Source organism: Paenibacillus spongiae (genome assembly GCF_024734895.1).
GTDB classification, from domain to species: Bacteria; Bacillota; Bacilli; order Paenibacillales; family Paenibacillaceae; genus Paenibacillus_Z; species Paenibacillus_Z spongiae.
Genome location: NZ_CP091430.1, coordinates 2,350,544 through 2,376,734 on the forward strand (window position 1 = coordinate 2,350,544; position 26,191 = coordinate 2,376,734).

Here is a 26,191-nt window from a genome sequence, read left to right on the forward strand (position 1 = left end):
ATCCCACACAAACCGCTGTGCAGGCTGAATGTTCGTCGTTTCGTTCATTCATTCAATCGTAATCAGCCTTAATAGGGAATGCCGAAGCCGCCAGCGACCGGATAAGGAGTGATTGAGGATATGGAACCTGTCTTGGAGCAAATGATTCGCAAGTATCCGGAGATGGAAATCTGTCTGCCCGATATTGGAATGGCTGTCGAGCTGCTGCATCGCACGTATGCCAACGGAGGCAAGGTGCTCGTCTGCGGGAATGGCGGGAGCGCCTCGGATAGCGAGCATATTGTCGGTGAATTGATGAAGGGCTTTATGCTTCGCCGTCCGGTGAACGATTCGGTCCGCACCCGGCTGAACGAAGCGTTCCCCGAGAATGGCAATTACTTGGCGGATCATCTACAGGGCGCTCTTCCCGCCATCTCGCTTGTGAGCCAGTCGGCGCTGGCCACCGCATTCATCAATGATGTCGAGCCGGATATGGTGTTTGCGCAGCAGGTGTTCGGCTATGTCAACGAAGGAGATGCCGTCATCGGGCTCAGCACGTCCGGCAATTCGAAGAATGTCCTGCATGCCCTGCAGGTGGCCAAAGCCATGGGCGCACATGCGATCGGCTTGACTGGCCGCAGCGGCGGTCTTATGAACGGCGTGTGCGATACGGTAATCCGCGTGCCGTATGACAGCACGCCGGACATTCAGGAGCGGCATTTGCCGGTCTATCATGCGATATGCATGATGCTGGAGGAGGCGTTCTTCACGTCATGAGCGTCTTGGCCGGAGTCGATATTGGAGGGACCAAATGCGCCGTATGTCTTGGCCGTGAGGCGGGGGACGGCGTGGAATTGATCGGCAAGCGGATGTTTCCGACGCCGTCATCGCCCGAGGCGGCGATCGGGGAGTTCATTCGCAAGCTGGACGAGCTGATCGCCGAGCATGGCACCGGACTGCCCCGCGCGATTGGCATCAGCTGCGGCGGTCCGTTGGACAGCAAGGCCGGAACGATTCTATCGCCACCGAATTTACCGAACTGGGATCGTATCGATGTCGTTACTCCGCTGCGTGAGCGTTACGGCGTGCCGGTCGGCTTGCAGAATGACGCGAATGCATGTGCGCTTGCCGAATGGAAGTGGGGGGCGGGCAAGGGCAGGGCCAACATGATCTTTCTTACCTTTGGCACCGGAATGGGCGCAGGTCTGGTGCTGAACGGCAAATTATACAGCGGAACCAACGATATGGCCGGTGAAGTGGGACATGTCAGGATGGAAAAGGCGGGTCCGGTGGGCTACGGCAAAGCCGGCTCCTTCGAAGGCTTCTGCAGCGGAGGCGGCATCGCCCGCTTGGCCCGGGATATGGCGGAAGCGAGGCTGCTGGCAGGGGACAAGCCGATGTTCTGCCACAATGCCGAGGCGCTGAATGGAATTACGACGAAAGCCGTGGCGGAGGCTGCCGCGGCAGGCGACGAGCTGGCTTTGGAAGTGTTCGGCATCGTGGGGCGCAAGCTAGGACGCGGGCTGGCCATCCTTGTGGATATTTTGAATCCGGAGATCATCGTCATCGGAAGCATCTACAGCCGGCAGCTTGGGCTGCTGGAGGAGATAACGATGAACGAACTGCGGCAAGAAGCGCTGCCGCTTGCAGTGGACGTCTGCCGCGTCGTGCCTGCCGCGCTTTCGGAAAATATCGGAGATCTGGCGGCGCTTTCCGTTGCGCTTAATACGCTGTCCTAGCCGATTGACGGGGACATATGACGATTCATAATGGTAGTGATTGCGACCAGAAGCTGTCCGGGCGGCTTTAGTTATCGCATTATAATAGTCAAAAGGGAAGCTCTCTTCGAGGAGAGCTTCCCTTTTGACTTTCATCGGCTTTTTCGAAGCCATTCGAAGCAGCCTGACTATTGCCCGGTACGCAAGCAGGATCAAATCGCCCGGTGTTTACGCAATGCAGCTATGTTTAACAAAGCGAATACGGCAGAGAAGCCGAGCAGCACATAGACGTCGGTCTGTATGCTTCCCCAGCCTTCACCCCGCAGCATAATACTCCGCATGGCATCCGCCCCGTAATAGAGCGGCATCACATAGCTTAGCTTCTGCAGCCAGGGCGCCATCGCATCCAGCGAAAATAACCCTGAGAAGAATACCTGCGGGACGATCACAAGCGGAATGAATTGAATGATTTGAAACTCGCTGCCGGCATAAGAGGAAAGCAGCGTGCCAAGCGTCAATGCCGTCAGCGACAACAGCAGGTTGATGAGCAGCACGAACCAGATGGAGCCGTCCATATAGAGACCGAGGATATCGATGGCAAACCAGGCGATGAGAGCCGCTTGCAGCAGCGTGAACAATCCGAAGCCGGACAGATAGCCGGCGACAACTTCAGAGCGGCGGATCGGCGTAGCCAGCAGCCGCTCCAGCGTGCCGCTGGTGCGCTCCCTCAGGAAGGAAACGCCCGCAAGCAGAAAGACGAAGAAGAAGGAGAAGAAGCCAACCAGAACAGGACCGAAAGAATCGAAGGAGGTCATCTCCTCGCTGCCGTGCAGATAGGAAACGGCGGGCTGCACATTCGGCGACGCCGCTTGCATCGTCCGTTGAAGCAGCATGAGCACGGACTTATTCTTCGCAGGGTCACTGCCTTCCAGCTGGATGGAAGGCTTGCCGTCGCTTAGCGTCAACACCGCGTCGAGGTCGCCATCTGCAAGCGCGGCGTCGGCATCGGCCTTTTCCTTGAAGTCGGTTAGCGCGGCACCGGATTGCGCTAACCGGTCAGCCATCTGCGCCGGAACGTTCACCACGCCAATCTGCGGCTCTACAGTCTGGCCGTTAAAGACAAGCTTCATCAGCGTCAGGATAAGCAGCGGCGCCAGAAACAGCAGAGCCAGCGTCCGCTTGTCGCGTACGAATTGGCGGATAATCCGGATAGCCAATGCCCGTATTCTCATGCGAGCCCACCTCCCCCAAGCACGATGAATGCATCCTCGATCGTCGAACGGCCGGTTCTCGCCTTGAGAGCTTCAGGCGAATCGACCGCGGTCAGCTTGCCGTCGCGGATCAGGCCAAGACGGTCGCATTTGTCCGCTTCGTCCATCACATGCGTCGTTAGTATAATCGTCGTGCCGCGGCTGCGCATTTCGAGCAGCTCCGCCCATATCGATTGCCGAAGCACCGGGTCGATCCCGACTGTCGGCTCGTCGAGCACGAGCACTGCAGGCTCATGAAGCAGCGCGATAGCAAGCGACAGTCTCCGTTTCATGCCGCCCGAATAGGCCGACACCGGCTTATCGAGGTGATCGAGCAAATCGACGACAGACATCGAGGCTTCAATCCGTTTCTTCCGCTGCGCTCCGCTCAGTCCATATAGGGACGCAAAAAACAGGAGGTTCTGCTTGGCGGTCAATTCGCTGTATAGCGCGTCAGATTGGGCCATATAGCCGAAGCGCTGCAGCATGCGGAGCTGCGGCATAGGCTCGCCCAGCATGCGGACGGTTCCGCTATCCGCACGGTCGATGCCGGTCATAATCTTGATGAGCGTCGTCTTGCCGGAGCCGGACGGCCCGAGCAAGCCGAACAGCTCGCCTTGTTCCACGTTAAGCGATATGCCGTCCAGAACGGTATGATTGCCGAATCTTCGCGTAATCTCAACGATGTCGATAACTGGCGGTGTCCGCACACCGGCCGTTTCAATGAGAGAAGAAGCCGTCATCCACTATCACGCTCCTCATATAGGTGAGATCACTGTACTCCATTTTAGGATAGCAGTATTTATACCGTTGTAAACAATCAATTGCTTGAGGGTCCCCCTCTATGCTCCTTCACCTTGAGGCTGATGAGGCCTCCTCCTCAAGTCGTAGTCAAAAACTGGACTCCAGCCGTTTTTGGCCTGTGGCAGAAACAGGTAAGCTTTATCAAGGAGTTCAAGGGAGAGTCATATTGAAGGGAGAAAAGAGTCATGCAAGGATTTACGAAGTGGGCGTTCAATAACAAAGCCGCGATGAAAATCGTCGTGCTAATGGCGCTGGTTATGGGGGTGATCAGCTATTGGAAGCTGCCGATGGAATTTCTGCCGGAGGCGGACAATCCGATGGTAACGGTCGCGGCAATCGGGCCGGGTTACGATGCCAAATCGATGGAAACGCAGGTCACCGCCAAGCTTGAGGATGCGCTGCAGTTTACGAAGGGGAAGAGCGGCATGTTCTCCACCTCGGGCAACGGTTACACGCAAATTAATATGACGTTCGAATCCGGCACGAATATGAAAGACGCGAAGACGGAAGTCGAACGCTCCGTAAGCGCTGTTCAGCTGCCGGAAACGGTGTCTAAGCCGTTCGTCGTCCAGCTGAATACATCGATGATTCCGATCTCTTGGGTAACGATCGGCTTCGGCGACAGTATGAGCGAGGCGCAGCGCGAGCAAGCCGAGAAAGAGATCATCAACGAATTCAAGCAAATCGACGGCGCCGGCGAAGTTACGCTGTCAGGCAAGTCGACGCCGAACATTTCCGTTATTCCGAATACTGCCAAGCTTGCGGAGAAGGGCATTCCTTTCCAAGCGCTTATGGGCGTGCTGCAGGGACGCGGAACGACTTCGTCCGTAGGAGAGAAGACGATTGACGGCGCATCGGGAAATATCAACGTACGATCGGATATTAACGATATCGAGACGCTGCGCAAGCTGCCTGTCCTGCCGGGCGTCACACTGGGCGACGTTGCCGAGGTGAAGCTGGATAAGCAGCAGGAAAGCATCAGCAGCATCGATGGAAGCGATGTGCTCATGCTGACCATTTCCAAGTCCGGGAACGCGAATGCGGTATCCGTCGGCAAGCATGTCGAAGAGACGGTTGATCGCTTGAACAAGGACATGACGTCCATTCAGGCCAAGGTGCTGCTCAGCACGTCCGAGCAGGTCGTCAGCTCGGTCAATTCCATGCTGAAGGAAGTTCTGATGGGCGCCCTGTTCGCGACGATTGTCATTCTGCTCTTCATGCGCAATTTGAGAGCGACGATCATTACGATCGTATCGATTCCGCTCTCGCTCGGCATAACGCTTTACCTGCTGGATCTGTCGGGCGTAACGTTGAACGTCATTACGCTTGGCGGCGTCGCCGTTGCGGTCGGCCGACTGGTCGACGACAGCATCGTCGTCATCGAGAATATCTACCGCCGTCTGCAGAAGGAGCCGTTCTCGACCCAGCTGATCATCGATTCGACCAAAGAAGTGGCGACGGCAATTACGTCTTCGACGCTCGTAACGGTAGCCGTCTTCCTGCCAATGGGGCTGCTGCGCGGTTCGCTTCAGGATTTCCTGCTGCCGTTCGCCTTAACCGTATCGTATTCGCTGCTGGCTTCGCTGATTGTCGCTTTGACGGTCGTGCCGCTGCTTAGCGCGGTTCTTCTTCGCGGGACGAAGATGGTCGAGCATGAAGGCTCCAAGCGCTTCTCCGGCTTCCTGTCCTGGAATCTGAAGCATAAATGGGTGCCGCTGCTCATTTCGGCCGTGCTGTTTGTAGGTTCGATTGGCGCTTACGCTGTCATGCCAAAGGCGGCGCTGGACAGCTCCAGTGCATCTACCGTGAACGTCACGCTGGAATATCCAAGCGAGACGCCGCATGAAGAAGTTATCGCGGCCGGGCGGAGCCTGGAGAAGTTTTTGAACGAACGAAGCGATATCGACTGGGTGCTGATGATGAACGGCAATAATGCCGACAGCGCCAAGTACGGCGAGGTTTCCTCCCCGACGCTGGTCACGTATATGGTCGACATGAAGGAAGGGGCGGACGCCGAGAAGCTGATCGAAGCGGTCAAGGCGCAGCGTCCGACCTATAAGGAAGCGGAATTGAACGCGGATGCGGCCGATATGATGACGGGCGGCGGCTCCTCGCAAATTACGATCGATGTGACGGGCGACGATCCGGAGGAGATCGCCAAGGGCGCCGATCAAGTCATGGCGGCCATCAAGCCGATCAAAGATGTCATGAAGGTCAAATCGAATCAGGAGCAGAAGAAATCCGTCTATACGTTCGAGCTTGATCCGGTCAAAGCGAAAGGACAGGAAGTGGCCATGCAGCTGCAGGGCCTGCTTAATCCGGTGCCGATCGGTTCCATCAAGGTAGAGGACAGAGAGACAGCGGTTATGTTGCAGCCGTCTGTCAATCCGAAGACGGAGTCCGACCTGAACAATTTGACGATCATGACCGACAATGGTCCTGTACCTGTATCATCGGTGGCGAAGCTCGTCAAGAGCGAGGAGTCCAGCGTGTTCTATCACAAGGACGGCAAGCTGTACGTCCGCGTTACGGCCGACGCAGAGCCTTCGCAGCTGTCGGTTGTCGGCAGTGAAATTACGAAGAAAGTTAACGGTCTGAAAGCGCCGGAAGGCGTCGAGTTCGTCATCGGCGGGGCGTCTGCGGATCAATCCAGCGATTTTGCCGATCTTGGATTAACGGCATTGATCTCCATCGGGATCGTATACCTCATCATGGTCATTACGTTCAAGACCATCCGCGCTCCGCTGGCGATCATGTTCTCGCTGCCGCTTGCGGCAATCGGAGCCATCGGAGGTCTGATCGTTACGGGGATATCGCCTGACTTCACGGCCATGTTCGGGGCGCTTATGCTCATTGGAATTGTCGTCACGAACGCGATCGTGCTGATCGACCGGGTGAAGCAGAACGAGCAGCGGATGCCGATCCGCGAAGCGCTCATCGAAGCGGCATCCACCCGGATGCGCCCGATTCTGATGACGGCGATCGCAACCATCTGCGCCATGCTCCCGCTCGTGTTCGGCACATCGGAGAGCGGAAGCATCGTCTCGCAAAGTCTGGCCATCGTCGTCATCGGCGGCCTTGCCATCGCGACCTTGCTGACGCTGATCATTATTCCGTGCATCTATGAGCTGTTCTTCTTCCGTAAATCTAAGAAGCAGCGCATTGAAGGGAAGTTTGAACAAGCGGCGTAATAGATTCGTTTCAGCGGCAGTATTGATACGTTAAACAACAAGCACCGCCTCCGGTACAAAGGAGACGGTGCTTGTTTGTATGCTAGCATTCGCTGCAGGCAAGAGCAGCACTTAGAATGCCATCTTGTATAGCGGGAGAACCGTGCGGAAGGTTTCTTCGGCCTTGGTGACGAAGGCTTCGCCGTCCAGGAGAAGCGGATCATTCCGGTCGATATTAATGCCGCATAGCGCTTCGGACGCTTTGACCGTCTTGAGCCGTTCCAGCAGCTTGCGCAATCCTTGCTCGCCGAGCTCGCCCTGCCGATCGCCGCCTGGGACCATATGATTGCCGGACCAGATGTAGTGGGCTGGAATATGCTTGGCAATGTCATCCAGCTGATGAAGCGCATGCTCCGCGAACACGGATTTATTCGTCGACTCATAAATAATCGCGAACTGGATGAATACATGGGAGCCGAACAAACCGATCTGAAAATGGGGATGCGCTTTATATCCGCGTTTATTCGGCGCGAAGGCAACCCATGTATCCACCGGCGGATTGATCGTTCTGCGCGCATGCTTGGCGACATGGGGATAGATGGTCTCTCCGCACAGTCCGCTCAGCATGGGGGAGAGGCGTTCGCCTAATTCATTCAGTTTTGGCCGGATGCGGTCAATCAGCTGTGTCATTCTCGGCTCCAGCCCGGGAACGGCGAAGACGTCGAAATCTTCTTGCGTAAAACCGGGGAATGCCCGTGTAGAGACGGGGTGTGGTTGCTGTGTATGTAGGGTTGTCATCATCATTCGTTCCTCTCTGTGGGCGCGGCGTCCAAACGATTACGATTCAGGCATCGGCGTATCGGTCGGCGCAGCTGCCCGTCCGTCATAGCGGGTATGAATGGCGTCGCGAATGTCCTTGATGCTCTTGCCTTCTTCGTGCATGGCGGCAGAGATGATGGCCGTCTCCATGCATACGCCGCAGCGGGTGCCGTGATCGTCCCATACGACGCTGCCGTCTTCCTTCGTTTCGTTAATGAAGCACTGCAGGTTGCTGCGATGACCGGCGGATTCCCCGCAGCCGCAGTAGCATGGAATGCTTTTCAGCAGATCCCGGTTCGCTGCAGCTGTCTTGTAGGAGACGACAATCATCTCGGAAGCTCCGTCCAGAAAGGCAGGCAGCGTCTCCCCATTGCCGGTTGTCTGCTGCATATCGCCGTTGGGCAGATGCACGGCATCAGCAGTCTGACCGGCTGAATGCTGCTGAGCGTTCGCCTCCTTCGAGGATGGAGACTCGCTGTTTCCGGAGCAGCCGCTCATTACCGCAGCAAGTGCAACCGCACATGCGGCGAGAATCGGCCCTCTGCGAAGAATATACGAGAAGCTTTTATTCATATTTCGCTCTCCTTTGTTCATAAAGATGTCGGTTGCATTCCGCCTCGCGATCGTTTACAGTCTAGTCTAGTCGAACGATATCGGTTTGTCGAGGCGTTGGGCGCAAGTACGCTTTACACTGATTATAGTTCATTCACGGAAATGTGTTTGGGAGGTTTGTGACAATGTATTGGCAGCAAATATGGTTTGTCTTGAATATGATCTTCGTGGCGCTGCTCATCATGTTTATGTTTAACCACCGCTCGGTCACGATGGCGCGTCAGGAACAGGATGTGCAGCGGCTTCGCTCGGCGACCCGGATGCGGGGGATCGTCGGCATTCTCACGATCGTCGCTTTCATTGCCATGATTACAAGCTTCTTGATCAATATGCGTGTAAACGGCTGAAGGCGGCTGCCGGATTAGCAGGCGAAAAGCATACGGCGGCGCAGTATTTACTGCAGCTTACAGATGCCCTGAATGAAGCAGGCACAAGCATCCGTTAATAACGGAAGCTTTGTGTCTATTTCTTGTCGCTTTGGCGAAAAACCGCAACTTTTAAGGGTGGTGCAGCGTTTAACAATGGTGTATGACAGACAGCACCAGGAGATGCTGTTTAGACGCAGAAAAGGAGACGGAGCATGAAATCATTGAAATGGTTATTAGTGTTATCGCTATTTTTTGTGCCGGTGAGCGGCGCACTCTCCGATACGGCCTCCGCCGAAGGAGCAGCTGCCAATCAACTGACTGTGCAGCTTGACAGCAAGACGATGATTCATAACGGAAATTCGTATTTATCCGTTCAGCCGTTGACGCTGAAGAACGGATCGACGTTCATCGCGTTCCGGTCCGTTGCGGATCGTTTCGGTTATAAAATTTCCTATGACGCGAAGACGAAAGAATCCGTTGCAACGAGCAGCGCGGAGGAGATCCGCTTGAAACCGGGCAGCTTGATCATCAAGCGGGGCAAGGAGGTGCTTAAAGCGCCTGTAGCTCCTTTCGCGATGAACGGCTCGCTGATGGTGCCGCTGCGTACCTGGTCGATCGCGACGGACAGCAAGCTGACGCTATCCGGCAAGACCATGACGCTGACATGGAGCAACCTGCCTACGGCAACCTTCGCGGTATCACCGGAAAAAATTTATGCCGGCGAGACCGTGGTTACCTATATCGACCGTGCGACGAGCCCGACCGGCCAGCCATTCGTCGACGAGCGTTGGGACGGGAAGATGGATGTGTTCCCGGAGCCCGGCTCCTATACGGTTACCAGACAAGTCCAGGATGCATCGGGCGAATGGAGCGAGCCGTATTCCGTAACGGTGGAAGTACTCGCGCCTAATATGCCGCCGGTTGCGGACTTTAAGACCGAGAAGGAGCAGTACCGGATCGGTGAAGAAGTCCTCTTCACGGATCTGAGCTATGACGACGAGAATGCGATCGTCAAACGTACATGGTCAGCAGAACAGATCGTAAACGGCGTTGTCATCAAGACATGGAAGAACCAACCGAAGGTATTCTTCGAAGCGGGAGACTATCAAGTGACGCTCGAAGTGCAGGACGCCCATGGGCTGACGCACATGGTGACCAAGACGGTTACCGTCACGAGTGAAGTGCTGTATACGGAGGATCAATATAACCGGCTGTTCACGAAAGTCGGCGACAAGTTTACGATCAACGGGGCATCTGTCCTCGATATTCCAGCCGTCCCCTATAAGCTTCAATCCGACATGGCACAGTTTGTGAGGAGCAACAGCCCGGAGATCTTCATCAACGAAGGGATCGCTTACGAAGATCAGCTGACGGGACCGATCCGGTTTCTGTACCACAATTTCAACTCGATCGGATACCCGGTCAAGATGTACCTGATTGCGACGAATAACAGCAACACGACAGTCAACGTCAATACGAGCTCGTTCGGCATCGGCGGACCGGATCCATTCGTGGAGAATACCGGCAAGCTGTCTACCGTCCGGTACTTGAAGTCATTGGCGGAGAATCCGACGCCGAAGTGGACCGCGATCAAACCGGGCCAGTCGGTTAATCTGATGCCTGAGCTCTCCAAGTTTCCGATCAAGCCGAATCAAGTGATCTCCGCTTACGGGGATGTCTATGCCGAGCAGGAGCTGCAGTTCAGAGTCGTGGTCGTAGCTGAAGGCAAAGATCCGATTAAGGAACTGCCTTCGCTCTCCATTATGGACCGTTACGACATTCACGTAAGGGGTACGTTCAACAGCGCGAACCGGTCGATGGAAATTAACGAACCGCTTGGTTACGAAGACAAGCGCATCGTGCTGGGCGACACGAAATTGGATTCCTACCTCGTCGGCTACGATGCCACGAGCGGCAAGAACGAAATCAATGTCGGCAACTTTGGCGTCGTCTACACGATGAAGCTGAATCACGTGGCGCCGAATACGCTCATCACAGTAAACCCGCGGGGCGGTCATTATACAGGGGCGTTCCTAGTCAATGGCGAGCTGGTGACCGTAACGAATAACAGCATTCTGCAGGATAATACGCAAGCGGGCGTGCTCTACCGGACCGGCGATACGGAAGAATCGGTCGAGATCGTCTTTACGCCCGCATCGGGCAGCAACCTGCCGATTGCGATGCTGTTCCAGCAGATGCCACCGCTCAAATACTAATTGAAGCATTGAACGTATGTTAAAAAAGGCTTCCTGCATCAGCGACTTGAGTCGCCGGCAGGAAGCCTTTTTCTATAGCTATAAGTATCTAACCGGTTGCTTTATGGAAGCTCGATCGCCACTTCGCGCTTGCTTTCGGCAGAACGGAGCACGCCGTCGATAATGGCCTGCTGGATCAGAATTTGATCGCCTGGGATCGGTGCCGGACGGTCTTCGCGAACGGCTTCAACGAAATCGCGCACCTTCTCGAAGAAGAGATCCTTCTGATGCTCGATGACCGGTACTGGCGTCGACGTCTGCTGTCCCATGAAATCATGGAAGAGCGTCATGTTGCCGACTTTGCCGTCCCATACGCCGGACCAGTTGCCCGTGCCGTGCGGATTGACCTTCAAGCCGCCTTCGCTGCCGAGGAACATCGTCGAGCCAAGGGAATCCATATGCATCGCCCATGAGATTTTGAACTGAAGCACCAGATCGCCTTCGAAGCGCACTAGCGCTACGCCGAAATCTTCCACCTCGAACTGACTGGCTTGCGGGTGGTAAAGCGGATTCGTGCCAAAATAGTTCGAAGTATAGGCCGATACCGTAAGCGGTTTCGGATATCCCATTGCGTTCAAAGCCATGTCCAGCGAATAACAGCCGATGTCGGCCATTGCTCCGGCTCCCGCCAGCTCCTTGCGGATGAATGTGCCGCCAGGCATGCCTCTGCGGCGGCCGCCGCCGGTTTCCACATAATACACCTTGCCGAGCTTGCCGGACTGTACAATGTCTTGGACGAGCTTCATGTTGGGGTCGTAACGCGGCTGAAAGCCGATCGTCAGCATCTTGCCGGACTCGCGCTGCGTTTCCACCATGTCGATAGCCTCGGCCAACGTAACGGACATCGGCTTCTCCAGCAGGACGTTCTTGCCAGCGCGAAGCGCGTCGACCGTCGTCTGATGGTGAGAGACGTTAGGCGTACAGATGCTGACGCCGTCAAGATCCAGCTCGAGCAGCTTGCGGTGATCCTCGAAAGGCTGTGCGCCGCCCAATCCTTGCGCCTCCACGAATTGTTTCGCCTTGCCGGGCACAACGTCCGCAACGCCTACAATTTCCACATCGGCCAGCTTCTTATATTGATTGATATGAGCATGTGCAATGCCGCCGCTTCCAATAATACCGATTCGCATGGTTTTAGTCATCTCTTATCGATCTCCTTTAGGATCAGATTTAGGATCAGATGTTGACGCTAACGTACCGCCTGAATGACGCTCTTTGTACTGCTTCGGCGTCATGCCGAAGCGTTTCTTGAAGACGTAATAAAGGTAATTGCCGCTCGCAAATCCGTGTTCCAGCGCGATCTGCTCGATCGGTCCCCGACCTTCCACGATCGCATTGCATATTTGGTTTAACCGGTAATTCTCCAAATAGGTGCTGAACGATTCTGCGCCTTGCTCGCGAAAGATGCGCTGCAGCTGCCTGCCGCTGATCGGAATCCGCTCGGCGACTTCTTTCAGAGACAATGCAGATGCGTAGTTGTCATGAATGAACTGTGTCGCCATCTGAAAACGGTGCTCATTGATATTGCGCCCTGGCGGCTCATAGGTAACGCCGGGAAGCAAGGACATGCGGGAAGCGCGCAGCAATATTTGTATGATGGCTTGCTTGATGGTCGAATAGGCGCCAGGCTGTCCGTCATGCCATGCACGGTAGGCGGTTAAGAACCAGGCCATTGCGTTGTACTGATCAGCCAAGGGCCGAAGGGGGAGCGCATCGAGCGCCTGAATGCACGCTTTCGCTTCCCTTTCTTCCCAGGACTCGCCCCAAGCCTCGGAATCGTCCTTGTCCAGGGGCGTAATCACGATGTGAAGGCACAGCTCGTCCATCGGATCTTTGGTGTCCGCTTCCTGCTGATGCAGAATTCCGGGGCCGGTCAAATAAAACTGGCCTTCATGTACCGGATATTCGCCTTGTTCGAAGCTGATCGTGCCTTTGCCGCGCGGAATAAAATGAAACTCGTATTCCGAATGTTTATGGAACCGGATTATTTTGCCTGGCGGAAAGGACGTCAGGTGGCAGCGAAGCACGCGAAATCCGTAGCTGCCCCAGCGAAAGCGGATGTCGAGACGGTCGATAGCATCCGGTTTCTCGGTCATAAGCGCGTAAGCAAACGGTTTACCCATAATGTTTCGATCCTTCCTGCCGGCGGAATTAGTTTTGCAATTCTGAGATGCGGACGTCGCGTTTCTCGGCTGCGGAAATGTTGGCGGCTTCCATCAGTTTGGTCAGATCGACGGCAAGCTCGATGTTCTCATCCGCGTTCGTGCCGCTTAGGATGTGGCCAACCCATTGATCGAATGCGGACTGGCGGTTAGCCGGAAGCTCATAGGTTACCCATTCATTCGATTCCAGTTTGCTGCTGCGAACCTTCATCGTTGCATCCGGGAATCCAAAGAGCAGCGAACCATCCGTGCCGTGCAGCTCCACGCAGAAAGGAGAGTGGCTGTTAACGAATCCTGCTTCGACAATCCCGACGGCGCCGTTGTCGTATTTTAGCGTAGCTACAGCGTTGTCTTCGACATCCTTGCCGGTAATAAAGCCGTAGGACGCGTTAATGCTCTGCGGCAGACCGAGGAAGAGACGGTTCAGGTACATCGGATGACAGCCGAGATCGATCAGAGCCCCGCCGCCGCACTGCTCCAAGTTGTAGAAGTGCTCAGGCAGCCAGCCTGCTGTAGCGCCGTTATGCGACAGGCGTACGCGTGCTTGGGTGAGTCTGCCCAGCAGCCCTTTGCCAATCACTTCTTGAGCGGCAAGCGTGTAGCCGTCATTCAAGCGCGGCAGCGATACGGTCAGCTTGACGCCGGCTTCGCGTACGGCCGTCAAAATTTCATTCGCTTCTTTTAAAGTAGGCGCGACAACTTTTTCGGTGAAAATATGTTTGCCAGCGCGAGCGGCCTTCACCATGACGTCACGATGGATATTCGTCGGCGTGTCGACAACGACAGCGTCAACGTCCGTACGTGCGAGCACTTCATCCAAATCTGCGACAAAAGGAACGCCAAGCTTTTCTGCATTTTCCTTGCCTCTGCTAGGTATTTCGTCCCATACGCAAGCAACTTCCGTTTCACTATTCGCCAGAACCTGATTTGTGTAATCCCATGCATGTACGTGCCAGTAACTCAGCATTGCAACTCGAATCATGATTATATTCCTCCTGGGTATGTTACTCTAATTATGCGACACAACGATAAGGTAACACAAATGGTAATGGTCTTTAATCGATTTACATGACAACCCGACTGTAAAATTACGACATCATTTCTGTCGCGATTCGATAGTATGCCTCTTGAATTGACGTGACCCCCGTTTTCGGGCATTATGGAATGAAAGAATGCACATGCGGAGGGTACTCAAGGTGTTGACAACGGAAGAAATCGTCGAACGGATGTCTGCTCAAGGATTGCGAATAACGGATCAACGCAAGACGCTGGCCAAGCTGTTTGCGGACACGCCCGGATATTTGTCTCCTAAAGCCGTCTATGAATATATGGAAAAAACATATAGCGGGTTAAGCTTTGACACGGTCTACCGCAATCTGCGCGTAATGGAAGAGCTGGGCGTCCTGGAACAGGTCGTGTTCGAGGAAGGAGTGAAGTTCAAGCTTCACTGCCGGGAGAATCATCATCATCATCACCTCATCTGTTTGAATTGCGGCAAAACCTATCCGATCACATTTTGCCCGATGGAAAAAACGGAGGTTCCGGAGAACTTCAACGTGGTGAAGCATAAGTTTGAGGTTTTCGGTTATTGCGAGGCCTGCGGCTGATAAGTATCCGGCGCGAATTCATTCGATCAGGAGGGACCGCCGATGCGAAAAGTTTTACAAGCGCCCATTCACGTCTATCGGCGCTATATATCCCCGCTTAAGCCGCCGACCTGCCGGTTCTATCCGACCTGCTCCGAGTATGCGCTGCAGGCGATCGAGAAGCATGGCCCGCTTCGAGGGAGCTGGCTGGCCGTCAGGCGCATCAGCCGCTGCCACCCGTTTCATCCGGGCGGGATCGACTACGTGCCGCCGACGCGCGCGGAACGTCAGGCGCAGCGGACGCAAGAAGCCGAAGACCGGGAGACGCAGCCATAAGAAGTCAAGCGGGAGGATTCCCGATTCGCTATACGAAACCTATCCTTAATAATGGCAAGCATGGTCTTTCGAATCGGCTGTTCAACCGTCGCTGACCGGAAGCGGCGGGCTGCCCTTGACAGTGAAGCGCCGGATTCGGTATAGTTTGGAGCAAGAGCACATTCACACATAATCAACCCTTCGATGAACGGATGAGTACAGAAGCGTAGCCCTTATCAGAGAGCCGGGATTGCTGAGAACCGGCAAGGCGCATCTTCTGGAATATGGTCCGGGAGAATCCGCTTTCGAACCGGCAGCTTTTGTCCGCTGCGGCTTAGGGGGCGGCGCGCGGCCGCGTTATCCGCCTGCTGCCGTCCTTGGACGGCGCTTAATGAAGCTTTCGCCGCGCTTGCCGCGGCGGGGGGAATTTGGGTGGTACCGCGTGAGCTATGAAGCTTTCGTCCCATAGTGGACGAGGCTTTTTTCTGTTTTACTTACAAAAGAAGGACTTTGTCCATGCTTGCAAGCGCAGTTCAGCCGTTCTACCACTAATGAAGGGGGCTCTCTCATGAGCGAAGCGAATAAAACGTTCTATATTACAACGCCAATCTATTATCCGAGCGACAAGCTCCATATCGGACATGCGTATACGACGGTAGCGGGCGACGTGATGGCGCGCTATAAGCGCCTGCTTGGCTATAAAGTCTGGTACTTGACCGGAACGGACGAGCATGGCCAGAAGATCGAACGCAAGGCCGAGGAGAAAGGCAAGACGCCGCAGCAGTTCGTCGACGATATCGTCGTGACGATCAAGGAGCTGTGGAGGAAGCTGGACATCTCCAACGATGATTTTATCCGCACGACCGAGCAGCGGCATAAGGACATCGTCGTGGAGATTTTCGACCGTCTCCTGCAGCAGGGCGACATCTACAAGGGCACGTACGAAGGCTGGTACTGCACGCCATGCGAATCGTTCTTCCTCGAGCGTCAGCTTGTGGACGGCAAATGTCCGGATTGCGGACGCCCGGTGGAGCTGGTGAAGGAAGAGAGCTACTTCTTCCGGATGAGCAAGTATGCGGACAGGCTGCTTCAATACTATGAAGACAATCCCGGGTTCATTCAGCCGGAGTCCCGCAAGAATGAGATGATCAATAATTTTATCAAGCCAGGACTCGAAGATCTCGCGGTATCCCGGACGACGTTCGAATGGGGAATCAAGGTAAAGGGCGATCCGAAGCATGTCGTATATGTTTGGATCGACGCCTTGTCCAACTATATAACAGCGCTTGGCTACGGTTCTGCGAATGCGGAGAAATTCGATACGTTCTGGCCGGCTGACGTGCATCTGGTGGGCAAGGAGATCGTTCGCTTCCACACCATCTATTGGCCGATCATGCTAATGGCGCTGGGGCTCCCGCTTCCGAAGAAAGTCTTCGCCCATGGTTGGTTTCTGGCGAAGGACGGGAAGATGTCGAAGTCGAAGGGCAATGTCGTCGACCCTGTCGTATTGATTGACCGTTATGGGCTGGACGCGCTGCGCTATTTTCTGCTTCGCGAGGTTCCGTTCGGCGCCGACGGCATGTTTACGCCGGAGAATTTCGTCGAACGCATCAACTTTGATTTGGCCAATGACCTGGGCAACTTGCTGAACCGTACGATTGCGATGATCGGCAAATATTTCGATGGAGCAATCCCTGCCTATAACGGCAGCGTAACGGAATACGATTCCTCGCTGTCCGCGCTTGCAGCCGGAACGGTTGATCAGGTTGAAGCTTCCATGGAGAAGATGGAGTTCTCGATTGCATTGACGGCTATTTGGCATCTGATCGGCCGTACGAATAAATATATCGACGAGACGCAGCCTTGGGCGCTCGCGAAGGATGAGACGAAGAAGGAAGAGCTTGCATCCGCGATGTACCATCTGGCCGAATCGCAGCGGATCATATCGGTGCTGCTTCAGCCGTTCCTGACGAATGCCCCGGGCGAAATCCGCAGACAGCTCGGCATACCTGAAGGCGGATTGTCCACCTGGGAAAGCACAAGAACATTCGGACTTCTGCCGGGCGGGACGCAAGTCTCGAAGGCGGAGCCGATCTTCCCGCGGCTTGACGTTGCCGAGGAGGTGGCTTATATCGCGGCTAGCATGACCGGCGGCACCTCGCCGTCCGAGGAGGCGAAGGAGCCTCAGCAGGAGGGTGCTGCCGCACCGGCAGTAACCGCGGCGCCTGAGCTTAAGGATGAAATCACCATCGATGATTTCGCTAAGGTACAGCTGGTCGTGGCGCAGGTTATTGCCGCCGAGCCGGTCAAGAAGGCCGACAAGCTGCTGAAGCTCCAGCTGGACCTGGGCTATGAGCAGCGACAGGTCGTCTCCGGTATCGCCATGTACTATACGCCGGAGCAGATGATCGGGCGCAAAGTGATCTGCGTCACGAATCTTAAGCCGGTCAAGCTGCGCGGCGAGCTGTCGCAGGGAATGATTCTAGCCGCCTCCGTCGGCGATCAGCTGACGCTGGCAACGGTTCCCGAGAACATGCCGAACGGCGCTATCGTGAAATAAGCTTGTTTGAACGACAAACCGACGGCGCGTCATGCGCCGTCGGTTTGTCGTTGACAGGCATGCCTGCTGCCGATATAATCTATAACGTAATAGTTACGATTACGAATAAGAGGAATGAGGAGTAGGTTCAACATGCGTTATCAACGATATGGAATAGCGGCGATCATGGCACTCGTCATCATGACGACCGTGCTGACCGGCTGCGGTAGCGGCAAACAAAGCAAGCTTGTCGAGGGGAAGACGAATGTCGTGACAAGCTTCTATCCGCTTTATTTTCTGGCCCAGCAAATCGGCGGCGATCAGGCGAATGTCATTAATCTCATACCGGCCGGCGTAGAGCCGCATGATTGGAGTCCGAAGAGCCAGGATTTGGAGACGGCCTCCAATGCTCAGCTCTTTCTATATAACGGGGCGGGGTTCGAAGGATGGACGGATGACTTTCTCGAAGGATTGCGCAAGGACAGCAAGCTGGTGACGAAAGAGGGTAGCGAAGGAATCAAGCTGATCGAAGCCGATGGCACAGATGAGCATGAGCATGAAGACCATGACGGGAAGGATGCCGGGGGGCATCACGATCCGCACACATGGGTAAGCCCCAAATCGATGAAGATTATGGCGGCCAATGTGCTGGCTGGCTTGAGCTCCGTCGACCCCGAACACCAAGCGGAATATGAAGCCAACTACAAACAATTGGAGTCGAAGCTGACTGCGCTGGATGACGAATATACGGCTAAGCTTGGCGCGGCTCCAAAGAAGGATATCGTGGTATCCCATAATGCCTTCGGCTATTTGGCTCGCGATTATGGGCTTCGTCAAGTTTCCATTATGGGACTGTCTCCCGATGCGGAGCCGAAAGCGCAGGATCTGCTTAAGATCGCCAAGTTCGTGAAAGAAAACGGCGTCAAGTATATTTTCTTCGAAGAGCTTGTATCGGATGAGCTGGCCCGTACATTAGCGCGTGAGGCGGATGCGGAGACGCTTGTGCTTAATCCGGTAGAAGGGCTGACGCCTGACCAGGAGAAGAACGGCGACGATTATTTCTCGCTCATGAACGCTAATTTGCAAAATTTGCTCCAAGCATTACAATAGAAGGAATGAAAACATCGTCCGGAAGGGAGGAAGGATAGCGTGGCAGCCGAAATCAATCCAAACCATCAGTCAGCATGTCATCAGAATATTATCGAGTTGGTCGACGTATCCTTCGCGTACCAGCAGAAACCAGTCCTCGAGCATGTCAATTTCAGTATCCAGGAACGGGATTTTGTCGGTCTGATCGGCTCGAACGGAGCGGGGAAGACGACCCTGCTGCGAATGATCGTCGGACTGCTAAAGCCTGAGAGCGGCATGATCAAGCTGTTCGGCGAGCCGATCGGGCAATTCCGCGACTGGCACCGGATCGGCTACGTACCCCAGAAGAATGCGTTCAACCCGTTATTTCCGGCGACGGTGCGCGAGGTTGTGCTGTCCGGACTATACGGCCGCAGCAAGCTGTTCCGCCGGATTTCGAAGGCAGATCAGCAGAAGTGCGAAGAAGCGCTCCATGCGATGAATATCGAGGATCTGGCGGGCAAGCGGATCGGACAGCTCTCCGGCGGCCAGCAGCAGCGCGCTTTTCTGGCGAGGGCATTGATCAATAACCCTGCGCTGCTCATCCTGGACGAGCCTACGGTCGGCATCGATGTCGAAACCCAGGAAGGCTTCTTCCATTTGATCAAACATATGCACCAGCATCATAATATTACATTTCTGATGGTCTCTCATGATATCGACATGATCCGTTCTTATATCGGCGAGAAGCCGAAGAGCGAATGCGGGAAGCTTAAATTTTTCGTGAAGCATTCGCATGATCTGGAGGATTGCGTGGAGACGAATTTGGCGCACGGCTTATGGGGATTGCGTCAGTTGATCGAGAATGAGAAAGTGGGCGCAGCGGGTTGGAAATCATAACGAGCGAATTTTTTCAAAGGGCATTGATCGGCGGATTGCTGATTGGCATTACGGCCCCGCTGATGGGACTCTTTCTTGTGCTTCGGCGGCTATCGATGATCGGGGATACGCTTGCCCACGTATCCATCGCCGGCGTTGCGCTCGGCTTCCTTATCGGCGTATATCCGATCGGCGTCGGGCTGGTATTCGCGCTGGCGGCCACATTCGCGATCGAGAAGCTTCGCAAAGCGTACAAGACCTACGCCGAGCTGTCGATTGCGATCATCATGTCGGGCGGCGTCGCGCTCGCCTCGCTGCTGTTTACGCTTGGCAAAGGATTCAATGTTAACGTTAACGGCTATTTGTTCGGCAGTATTTATACGCTTGACGATATTGATCTGATCATGATCGCCATCGTGACGGTCATCGTGCTGCTGGCTGTCGCTCTGCATGCCAAGGAGCTCTTCCTGCTTACCTTCGATGAAGATGCGGCCTCGGTCAGCGGCTTGCCGACCAAATATTTTAATATGATGATCAGTATTCTAACGGCGCTGGTCATTAGCGTATCGATCAAAATTGTGGGCGCTTTGCTCGTTTCGGCACTCTTAACCATACCGACTGCCTGCAGTCTGATCATCGCTCGGAGCTTCCGCCAGAGTATCGTTACAGTCGTCATCATCGCCGAACTGGCGGTAGTCGGAGGCTTGCTGATCGCGGGGGTATGGAACCTGGCGCCTGGCGGCTCGATCGTGCTGCTCTTGATTGCCTTGCTCCTGCTGCTTCTAACGTTCAGGCGAAGGATAACCACATGAGTTGAACCAATGATTGGAGCATAGCCCGCTGCGCAGGCAGAATGTTTATTGGAACTAAGTCGACCGCTAACGCTTCTCCAATCATTCTTCCTGCTCCGCTCGTCGTGCTTTCTGGTTCAACTTTGCTCGAATTCGCTCCTTCGGAAGCGAATAGTGCTCACAAAACTTTTAGCGTATGCTTCCGAGGCCAGTTTTGCTCGAATTCGCTCCTTCGGCAGCGAATGATGCTCACAAAACTTTGAGGAGGGTTGTCATGTCGGACGTGAATGTGGTGATCGCGTTCGGGGCCGGTATCGCTTCGTTTATTTCGCCCTGCTGCCTGCCTCTGTATCCGTCTTACCTGTCCTACATAACCGGCGTATCCGTAACCGATTTGAAGAGCGAGAAGCCCGGCAAAGAAATAAGGATCCGTACCATGACGCATACCTTATTCTTTATTCTGGGCTTCTCGGTTGTCTATTACACGCTGGGCTACGGCACGAACGCTTTCGCGGATTTATTCGCCAATTATCAGGATCTAATACGACAGCTTTCCGCTGTTCTCATCATCCTGATGGGTCTGATTCTGATCGGTCTGATTCAGCCGAAGATGCTGCTCAAGGAACGCAAACTGCCGCTCAAAATGAATAAGTCCGGCTATCTGGCTTCCTTCGTATTCGGCATCGGCTTCTCCGCCGGCTGGTCGCCGTGTACCGGCCCGATCCTGGCTTCCATTCTGGCCCTGGCCGCATCGGAGCCGGGGACTTGGTTCCAGCTGACGACGGCTTATGCACTTGGCTTCGCGATTCCTTTCTTCGTGCTGGCCTTCTTCATCGGCTCGGCGCGCTGGATTGTACGGTATTCGTCGATCATGATGAAGATCGGCGGCGCAATAATGCTGCTGATGGGCGTTCTGCTCTTCACCGATCAGATGACCAGAATTACCGTTTGGCTCAATTCCATAACGCCGGATTGGCTGAAATTCTAAGTGAAATAATCAATAGTGGAATCGGGAAAATACTCGAAGATGCGCTCCGAGATAAACATGCGGAGCGCTTTTGCTTGCTCGTCGGGGTATACGTATTTGCCTTGACCCCAGCGGCCCCACTTGTATTTCCGCTTCTCGATATCCATCTCCAGCTTCGTTCTCGGATAGCGCTTCTCGATGACGCCTTTGGCCGTCTTCGTGAACCGGTGCTGAATAAGCTCGAACGTCAGTCCGCTTGACGCATCCTTCGGAAGTGCTTTGTGGAGCGATTCGAACAGCTCGGTATAGCCCGCCTCCCAGCCATCATGCCAGATGATGGGAGCAATGATGAAGCCAAGGGGGTAGCCGGCGCGTGCGACTTTGGCCGCGGCCTCGATCCGCTGCTCGAAGCGGGATGTTGAAGGCTCGAAGTGCCGGATGATATATTTGTTGTTCAAGCTGAAGCGGATTCGCGTATGCCCGTTGTGACGCGCATCCAGCAGCGAATCTACATCATGGAATTTCGTGACGAAGCGGAGGCGGCCGTATTCCTGACCGGCCATAAATTCGATCAGCTCGCGCAGGCTTCCGGTGATCGGCTCTAACCCGACAGGATCGGAGGTGCAGGCTGCTTCGAAGCGCGTTATTTCCGGAATGCGCTCATCGATATAGGCCTTGGCCGCGTCCAGAATATCATCCATATTCACATAAACCCGGATGTATGGCTTTGCGCCCAAAGTGGTTTGTAAATAGCAATAATGGCAGTGGCCCATGCAGCCGGTTGCGATCGGAATGGCGTATTCGGCAGAGGGCTTGGACGTATCGAACTTCAACGTTTTGCGGATACCGACTACGAGCGTCCGTTTGGCGATCTTATACTTTTCCTGCTCCGTATTCCCCGGCAAGTCCGTTATCCGGTTATGGGAGGTCGTCATCCGGTACGGAATATTCCTTTCCTTGACCCATTCCAGGATACGCTGTCCCTTCGGATAGTCGAATGCGGCCGGATCAAAGTAGACGAGCTCCGGGACAAAGGATGCATGGACGCTTCGGCTGCCAGGCGGCGCATTCAAGGTCGTGCTCATTATTGGTGCCTCCTTATGAGGATACTACCGTTTTTTCTTAACCTAGTTTGTACCCGGCCTTCATCAATCAATCATGGAAAGTTCCGTGTACAGGTTGCGGCAGTACGGCCCATCAGTGTATGATACTAAAGAGCAACACGCGGTTGAACTTAAGATCGGGCTGAAGCAGAAGAATAATCAGCAGCATCTCGAATGTTGTAAGGTGGAATGGAGGTTCTTTCGATGCCGACGCCTAGCATGGAAGACTACTTGGAACGAATCTATAAACTTATTGACGAAAAAGGATATGCGCGTGTATCCGACATTGCGGAAGGACTTGAAGTTCATCCTTCATCCGTGACCAAGATGATCCAGAAATTGGATAAGGACAACTATTTGATATATGAGAAATATCGTGGACTCGTCCTGACAAACAAAGGGAAGAAGATGGGCAAGCGGCTTGTTGACCGGCATCAGCTTCTCGAATCGTTCTTGACGATCATCGGTGTGCAGGATGAGAATATTTATAAGGATGTCGAGGGCATTGAGCATCACTTGAGCTGGGACTCGATCACCTGCATCGAGACGCTCGTGGCCTACTTCCAGAAGGATGAGAGCCGAATGGATGAGTTGAAGGCCATTCGCGCGGAATTGGATAACGAATAACAGCGCATGGCGAACCGCCACCTGATCAAGGGGGGCGGTTTTTCATTTTCCAGCCGATCCTTGGGAATCCGAAGCCGGAGGGCTTAGTCAAGCAGGTGCCGCATATACATCAGCAAGCGAAAGCGGCCGGTACAGAGGCTGTCAACCGCACAGGAGGGGTGCAATGACGCCATGACGAGTATAAATGCGGTGTTTGAGGGCGGAGGAGTGAAAGGCATATCGCTGGTAGGCGCAGTTTGCGCGACAGAAGAGAGGGGAGTTTCGTTTCACCGGCTTGCAGGCACGTCTTCCGGCTCGATTATTGCAGCTTTGCTTGCCGCTGGATACAGCGCGATGGAGATGAAGGAAATCATCGAATCGACTCCCTTCCGTGCTTTCCTTAAGCGCGGAGGGCTCTATCGCATCAATGTGATCGGCCCGGCGATCCGCGTGTTCGTCAAGCGGGGCTTGTACAGCGGAGAGGCGTTGACGCTCTGGATTACGCGCCTGCTCGAAGAGAAAGGGGTGCGTACTTTTGCCGATTTGCCAAAGGATAAGCTACGCATCGTGGCATCCGATATTACGAACGGCAAGCTGCTCGTTCTGCCCAATGATATGCGGAATTACGGGCTTGACCCCATGCGCATGTCGGTGGCGGCCGCGGTCCGCATGAGCACGAGCATCCCTTATTTTTTCGATCCTGTCCGGATCCGGATGAATGAACGAAGCATGCTGGATAACGGGAAAAAGAATGTATGGGCGTATATTGTCGACGGCGGATTATTAAGCAACTTTCCGCTATGGATGTTCGATACCGAGCAGCGCGGCGCGAATCAGCAGATCCCGACCGTCGGGTATCAGATGGTAGGAAAAAACGAAACCGAACCCCGCATTATACGAGGTCCGGTTTCGATGTTTCAAGCGATGTTCGAAACGATGCTTCAGGCGCATGATGAACGCTATATCGAGAAGCAGAACAGGTACCGCACGGTGAAAATTCCGACCCTTGGCGTTCGTACGACGGATTTCCAACTCTCCAAAGAGGAGAGCGACGCGCTGTATTGTTCCGGCTATGAGGCAGCTCGCGAATTCTTCGACGCGCCTGACTGCATTGCGTTCAAATCCAATCAGTGATACTTCGGCAGATTGTCGTCATCCTTGCCGCCCTCAATGACGCGGAACGGTACCGTCTTTCGCGACTTGGGCTTGCTTTGGGGCTGCTCGCGGCGTGAGGCGGATTTCGTCCGATGTTTCACATGCGGTCCCCTCCGCTGAAGAACATAGGCCATGAAGATGACGCCGAGCACGACGACGGGAATTAGAAGCCTGCCAGGATAGTAGATCAGTTGATACACAAGACCCAAACCGGCTAGCGTGAGAATGAAGATAGACAATGGACTCCATTTTCGAGGCATGACCCTCATCCTTTCTTTCCGATACTTGACCAGGTCTTAAGCTGACTTGCCCATGCCCATCTGACGGTCGATCTCGAGCATCCTTTTGAAAGAAGCGATGGATACGGCTACTTGCTCGTCGGTCGGTTCTTTCGTCGTGAGCTTCTGCAGCCACAGGCCAGGGTAGCCGAGTGAACGTAAGAGCGGCATGTCGCGCATCGCATTCGTGAAGCGCAGCGTTTCATAGGAAACGCCCAGTACAACAGGCAGCAGCAGAACTCTCAAATAAATGCGTTCCCACATCGAGTCCCAAGTAAAGATAGGGAGCGAATAGATCACGACGCCGACGATGACCGAGAATACGATAAAGCTGCTTCCGCACCGGTAATGAAGGCGCGTGAAACGTTGAACGTTCTTAACGGTCAAATCGACCCCGCCTTCATAGGCACTAATCACTTTATGCTCGGCACCGTGATACTGGAACAGCCGTTTGATAAGCGGCGTCAAGGAGATGATGTACAGATACGAAAGCAGGAATGTGATTTTGATAAGGCCTTCAATGAGGTTGTTAACTACTATATTCACTTTGTCATGTCCAAAGATCAACTCTGTAATAGCTGCCGGCACGACGGTAAACACAAGCTTCCCGAAAATAAAAGAAAGCACGCCCGCGACCGCAACGCCTACGATCATGCTCAGGCTCCAGCCGCTCTTCTCCTCTTTCTTCTTTTCGGCCTCTTCTTCTTTGGCATTTTCGTCCGGATATTCGTCCTCCGCGTAGGCTTCCATCGAGAAATTCAAATGCTGCGAGCCTTTGGCGCTCGATTCTAGGATACCGACGATTCCGCGAAGCAGCGGTATTTTCTTCAGCTTTTGAATCCAAGGTTTCGTAGTGCGTGGTACTTCATAGAAGACGATCTCGTCGTTCTTGCGGCGAACCGCCGTAACGTTTACATGTTTGCCGGCAAACATGACGCCTTCGATGACCGCTTGTCCCCCATAAATATTTCGTGCGTCCTGCGACAAGGGCGAATCACCATCCTTTAGTAAAATTAAAAATTGCATGAGGCAATCTACAATCATTGTACTTGATTCGCGGCCTGAATGCGAGTGGCTTCGTTCGCGCGGCATCATCAGCCCGGAGGCGATTATGACGGCAGATTTTGCGCATACTAGGACGGATAGGCACTTTCATGCCGCATACATATGGAGGATATTCGCGATGCAGCTAACGAGCAAACGCATCCGGCATAAGCGGAAGCACCGGACGAACCGGGTGCTTTACGGGCTTAAGCTGGGATTTTTCGGGGGACTGATCTGGGGGGCGACCCATTGGCTGCTGTACGCCATCCATTTTACGAAAGTGATCCCGGGTTTTCTTATCGAGCCTTTTTTTCGCCATGCCTTTTTGAAGACAGGCTGGGGTCAGCTGGCCGGATTAGGCAGCTTTGTCATCTTTTCCATCGCAGCGACCTACTTGTATATGCTGATACTCGGACGTTTAAGAGGGCCGCGTTGGGGAATTTTATATGGGGGCGTATGGTGGCTGGTTATCTTCATCTGGCTTGGTCCGCTAATCGGTATTACAGAGCCGTACTACAAGATCGGATACGATACGCTTGCGACGGAGCTGTCGATCTATTTGCTGTGGGGGCTGTTCATCGGATATACGATCGCATTCGAGTTCCATGACGAGGCGACGAGGGAGCCCAAGGAGGCGGCCGGAGCGTACTGACGGTACGGGACGCCCCCTTGCGCTGCTACTTCTCAAAGCGTGGGTCTTTGTGGTAAAATGTCAATTGACTT

At 54.3% G+C, this 26,191-nt stretch carries 25 protein-coding genes and 1 other annotated feature; of the genes, 15 read left to right on the top strand and 10 right to left on the bottom strand.

Annotated elements, in window-relative coordinates; translation table 11 throughout:
* The first annotated feature begins 120 nt into the window (after window positions 1-120).
* A complete protein-coding gene (locus L1F29_RS10755; protein ID WP_258388306.1) occupies window positions 121-756 on the top strand; it encodes a D-sedoheptulose-7-phosphate isomerase in 636 nt (211 codons plus the stop codon).
* A complete protein-coding gene (locus L1F29_RS10760; RefSeq protein ID WP_258388307.1) occupies window positions 753-1,718 on the top strand; it encodes an ROK family protein in 966 nt (321 codons plus the stop codon). The genes L1F29_RS10755 and L1F29_RS10760 overlap by 4 nt, the downstream gene beginning before the upstream one ends.
* 191 nt (window positions 1,719-1,909) lie before the next feature.
* Here L1F29_RS10760 and L1F29_RS10765 read toward each other — a convergent pair whose 3' ends face one another.
* Entirely contained in the window at window positions 1,910-2,929 is a 1,020-nt protein-coding gene (locus L1F29_RS10765; protein WP_258388308.1) for an ABC transporter permease, read from the bottom strand.
* Window positions 2,926-3,657: an ABC transporter ATP-binding protein gene (locus L1F29_RS10770; RefSeq protein ID WP_373876536.1), complete on the bottom strand. Its 732-nt coding sequence runs from the start codon at window positions 3,655-3,657 to the stop codon at window positions 2,926-2,928. Before L1F29_RS10770 ends, L1F29_RS10765 begins: the two co-directional genes overlap by 4 nt.
* Before the next feature lie 279 nt (window positions 3,658-3,936).
* Here L1F29_RS10770 and L1F29_RS10775 point away from each other — a divergent pair, with 279 nt between their 5' ends.
* Window positions 3,937-6,942, top strand: a complete 3,006-nt coding sequence (locus L1F29_RS10775; RefSeq protein WP_258388310.1) for an efflux RND transporter permease subunit — start codon at window positions 3,937-3,939, stop codon at window positions 6,940-6,942.
* A gap of 111 nt (window positions 6,943-7,053) precedes the next feature.
* Here the strand turns inward: L1F29_RS10775 and L1F29_RS10780 are convergent, their stop codons facing one another.
* Window positions 7,054-7,611, bottom strand: coding sequence for a YktB family protein (locus tag L1F29_RS10780; protein ID WP_258388311.1), 558 nt, complete (start codon window positions 7,609-7,611; stop codon window positions 7,054-7,056).
* A gap of 147 nt (window positions 7,612-7,758) precedes the next feature.
* A complete protein-coding gene (locus tag L1F29_RS10785; protein ID WP_258388312.1) occupies window positions 7,759-8,313 on the bottom strand; it encodes a PCYCGC motif-containing (lipo)protein in 555 nt (184 codons plus the stop codon).
* A gap of 164 nt (window positions 8,314-8,477) precedes the next feature.
* On the opposite strand from L1F29_RS10785, the gene L1F29_RS10790 reads away from it, so the two are divergent.
* Window positions 8,478-8,699, top strand: coding sequence for a hypothetical protein (locus tag L1F29_RS10790; protein ID WP_258388313.1), 222 nt, complete (start codon window positions 8,478-8,480; stop codon window positions 8,697-8,699).
* A gap of 233 nt (window positions 8,700-8,932) precedes the next feature.
* Window positions 8,933-10,936 carry a stalk domain-containing protein gene (locus tag L1F29_RS10795; RefSeq protein ID WP_258388314.1) on the top strand — a complete coding sequence of 668 codons (2,004 nt, stop codon included), beginning with the start codon at window positions 8,933-8,935 and terminating at the stop codon, window positions 10,934-10,936.
* Window positions 10,937-11,037: 101 nt separating this feature from the next.
* Here the strand turns inward: L1F29_RS10795 and L1F29_RS10800 are convergent, their stop codons facing one another.
* From L1F29_RS10800 to L1F29_RS10810, 3 genes are read right to left on the bottom strand one after another with little or no spacing between them, the layout of a single operon-like run.
* A complete protein-coding gene (locus L1F29_RS10800; RefSeq protein WP_258388315.1) occupies window positions 11,038-12,117 on the bottom strand; it encodes a Gfo/Idh/MocA family protein in 1,080 nt (359 codons plus the stop codon).
* Window positions 12,118-12,120: 3 nt separating this feature from the next.
* Window positions 12,121-13,098, bottom strand: a complete 978-nt coding sequence (locus tag L1F29_RS10805) for an AraC family transcriptional regulator (protein ID WP_258388316.1) — start codon at window positions 13,096-13,098, stop codon at window positions 12,121-12,123.
* Between the two features lie 28 nt (window positions 13,099-13,126).
* The gene (locus L1F29_RS10810) at window positions 13,127-14,119 is read right to left on the bottom strand and encodes a Gfo/Idh/MocA family protein (protein ID WP_258388317.1); all 993 of its coding nucleotides are present in this window, start codon (window positions 14,117-14,119) and stop codon (window positions 13,127-13,129) included.
* A 214-nt stretch (window positions 14,120-14,333) separates the two neighbouring features.
* Here L1F29_RS10810 and L1F29_RS10815 point away from each other — a divergent pair, with 214 nt between their 5' ends.
* The 7 genes from L1F29_RS10815 to L1F29_RS10845 all read left to right on the top strand — a co-directional run bounded on the left by L1F29_RS10815 (window position 14,334) and on the right by L1F29_RS10845 (window position 21,303).
* Complete coding sequence (locus L1F29_RS10815; RefSeq protein WP_258388318.1) at window positions 14,334-14,744, top strand: Fur family transcriptional regulator; 411 nt, start codon at window positions 14,334-14,336, stop codon at window positions 14,742-14,744.
* A 42-nt stretch (window positions 14,745-14,786) separates the two neighbouring features.
* Window positions 14,787-15,059 (top strand): membrane protein insertion efficiency factor YidD, encoded by a 273-nt coding sequence (yidD, locus tag L1F29_RS10820; RefSeq protein WP_258388319.1) that lies wholly within the window; start codon window positions 14,787-14,789, stop codon window positions 15,057-15,059.
* A 174-nt stretch (window positions 15,060-15,233) separates the two neighbouring features.
* Window positions 15,234-15,507, top strand: a binding site (T-box leader).
* A 99-nt stretch (window positions 15,508-15,606) separates the two neighbouring features.
* A complete protein-coding gene (gene metG, locus L1F29_RS10825; protein ID WP_258388320.1) occupies window positions 15,607-17,598 on the top strand; it encodes a methionine--tRNA ligase in 1,992 nt (663 codons plus the stop codon).
* A 132-nt stretch (window positions 17,599-17,730) separates the two neighbouring features.
* Window positions 17,731-18,687 (top strand): metal ABC transporter substrate-binding protein, encoded by a 957-nt coding sequence (locus L1F29_RS10830; protein ID WP_258388321.1) that lies wholly within the window; start codon window positions 17,731-17,733, stop codon window positions 18,685-18,687.
* A 51-nt stretch (window positions 18,688-18,738) separates the two neighbouring features.
* A complete protein-coding gene (locus L1F29_RS10835; protein WP_373876537.1) occupies window positions 18,739-19,545 on the top strand; it encodes a metal ABC transporter ATP-binding protein in 807 nt (268 codons plus the stop codon).
* On the top strand, window positions 19,533-20,336 hold the full coding sequence (locus L1F29_RS10840) for a metal ABC transporter permease (RefSeq protein WP_258388323.1): 804 nt from the start codon (window positions 19,533-19,535) through the stop codon (window positions 20,334-20,336). Before L1F29_RS10835 ends, L1F29_RS10840 begins: the two co-directional genes overlap by 13 nt.
* Before the next feature lie 253 nt (window positions 20,337-20,589).
* Complete coding sequence (locus tag L1F29_RS10845) at window positions 20,590-21,303, top strand: cytochrome c biogenesis CcdA family protein (protein ID WP_258388324.1); 714 nt, start codon at window positions 20,590-20,592, stop codon at window positions 21,301-21,303.
* Here the strand turns inward: L1F29_RS10845 and splB are convergent.
* The gene (gene splB, locus L1F29_RS10850; RefSeq protein WP_258388325.1) at window positions 21,300-22,367 is read right to left on the bottom strand and encodes a spore photoproduct lyase; all 1,068 of its coding nucleotides are present in this window, start codon (window positions 22,365-22,367) and stop codon (window positions 21,300-21,302) included. The two genes, L1F29_RS10845 and splB, sit on opposite strands and share 4 nt — an antisense overlap.
* A gap of 222 nt (window positions 22,368-22,589) precedes the next feature.
* On the opposite strand from splB, the gene mntR reads away from it, so the two are divergent.
* On the top strand, window positions 22,590-23,012 hold the full coding sequence (mntR, locus tag L1F29_RS10855; RefSeq protein ID WP_258388326.1) for a transcriptional regulator MntR: 423 nt from the start codon (window positions 22,590-22,592) through the stop codon (window positions 23,010-23,012).
* 171 nt (window positions 23,013-23,183) lie between these two features.
* Window positions 23,184-24,125, top strand: coding sequence for a patatin-like phospholipase family protein (locus L1F29_RS10860; RefSeq protein WP_258388327.1), 942 nt, complete (start codon window positions 23,184-23,186; stop codon window positions 24,123-24,125).
* On the opposite strand, the gene L1F29_RS10865 is transcribed toward L1F29_RS10860, so the two are convergent.
* Window positions 24,119-24,406 (bottom strand): hypothetical protein, encoded by a 288-nt coding sequence (locus L1F29_RS10865; protein ID WP_258388328.1) that lies wholly within the window; start codon window positions 24,404-24,406, stop codon window positions 24,119-24,121. The genes L1F29_RS10860 and L1F29_RS10865 overlap by 7 nt on opposite strands.
* A gap of 36 nt (window positions 24,407-24,442) precedes the next feature.
* Window positions 24,443-25,450, bottom strand: a complete 1,008-nt coding sequence (locus L1F29_RS10870) for a DUF1385 domain-containing protein (RefSeq protein ID WP_373876497.1) — start codon at window positions 25,448-25,450, stop codon at window positions 24,443-24,445.
* Window positions 25,451-25,607: 157 nt separating this feature from the next.
* Here L1F29_RS10870 and L1F29_RS10875 point away from each other — a divergent pair, with 157 nt between their 5' ends.
* Window positions 25,608-26,120 (top strand): YqhR family membrane protein, encoded by a 513-nt coding sequence (locus L1F29_RS10875; RefSeq protein WP_258388330.1) that lies wholly within the window; start codon window positions 25,608-25,610, stop codon window positions 26,118-26,120.
* Window positions 26,121-26,191 lie beyond the last annotated feature (71 nt).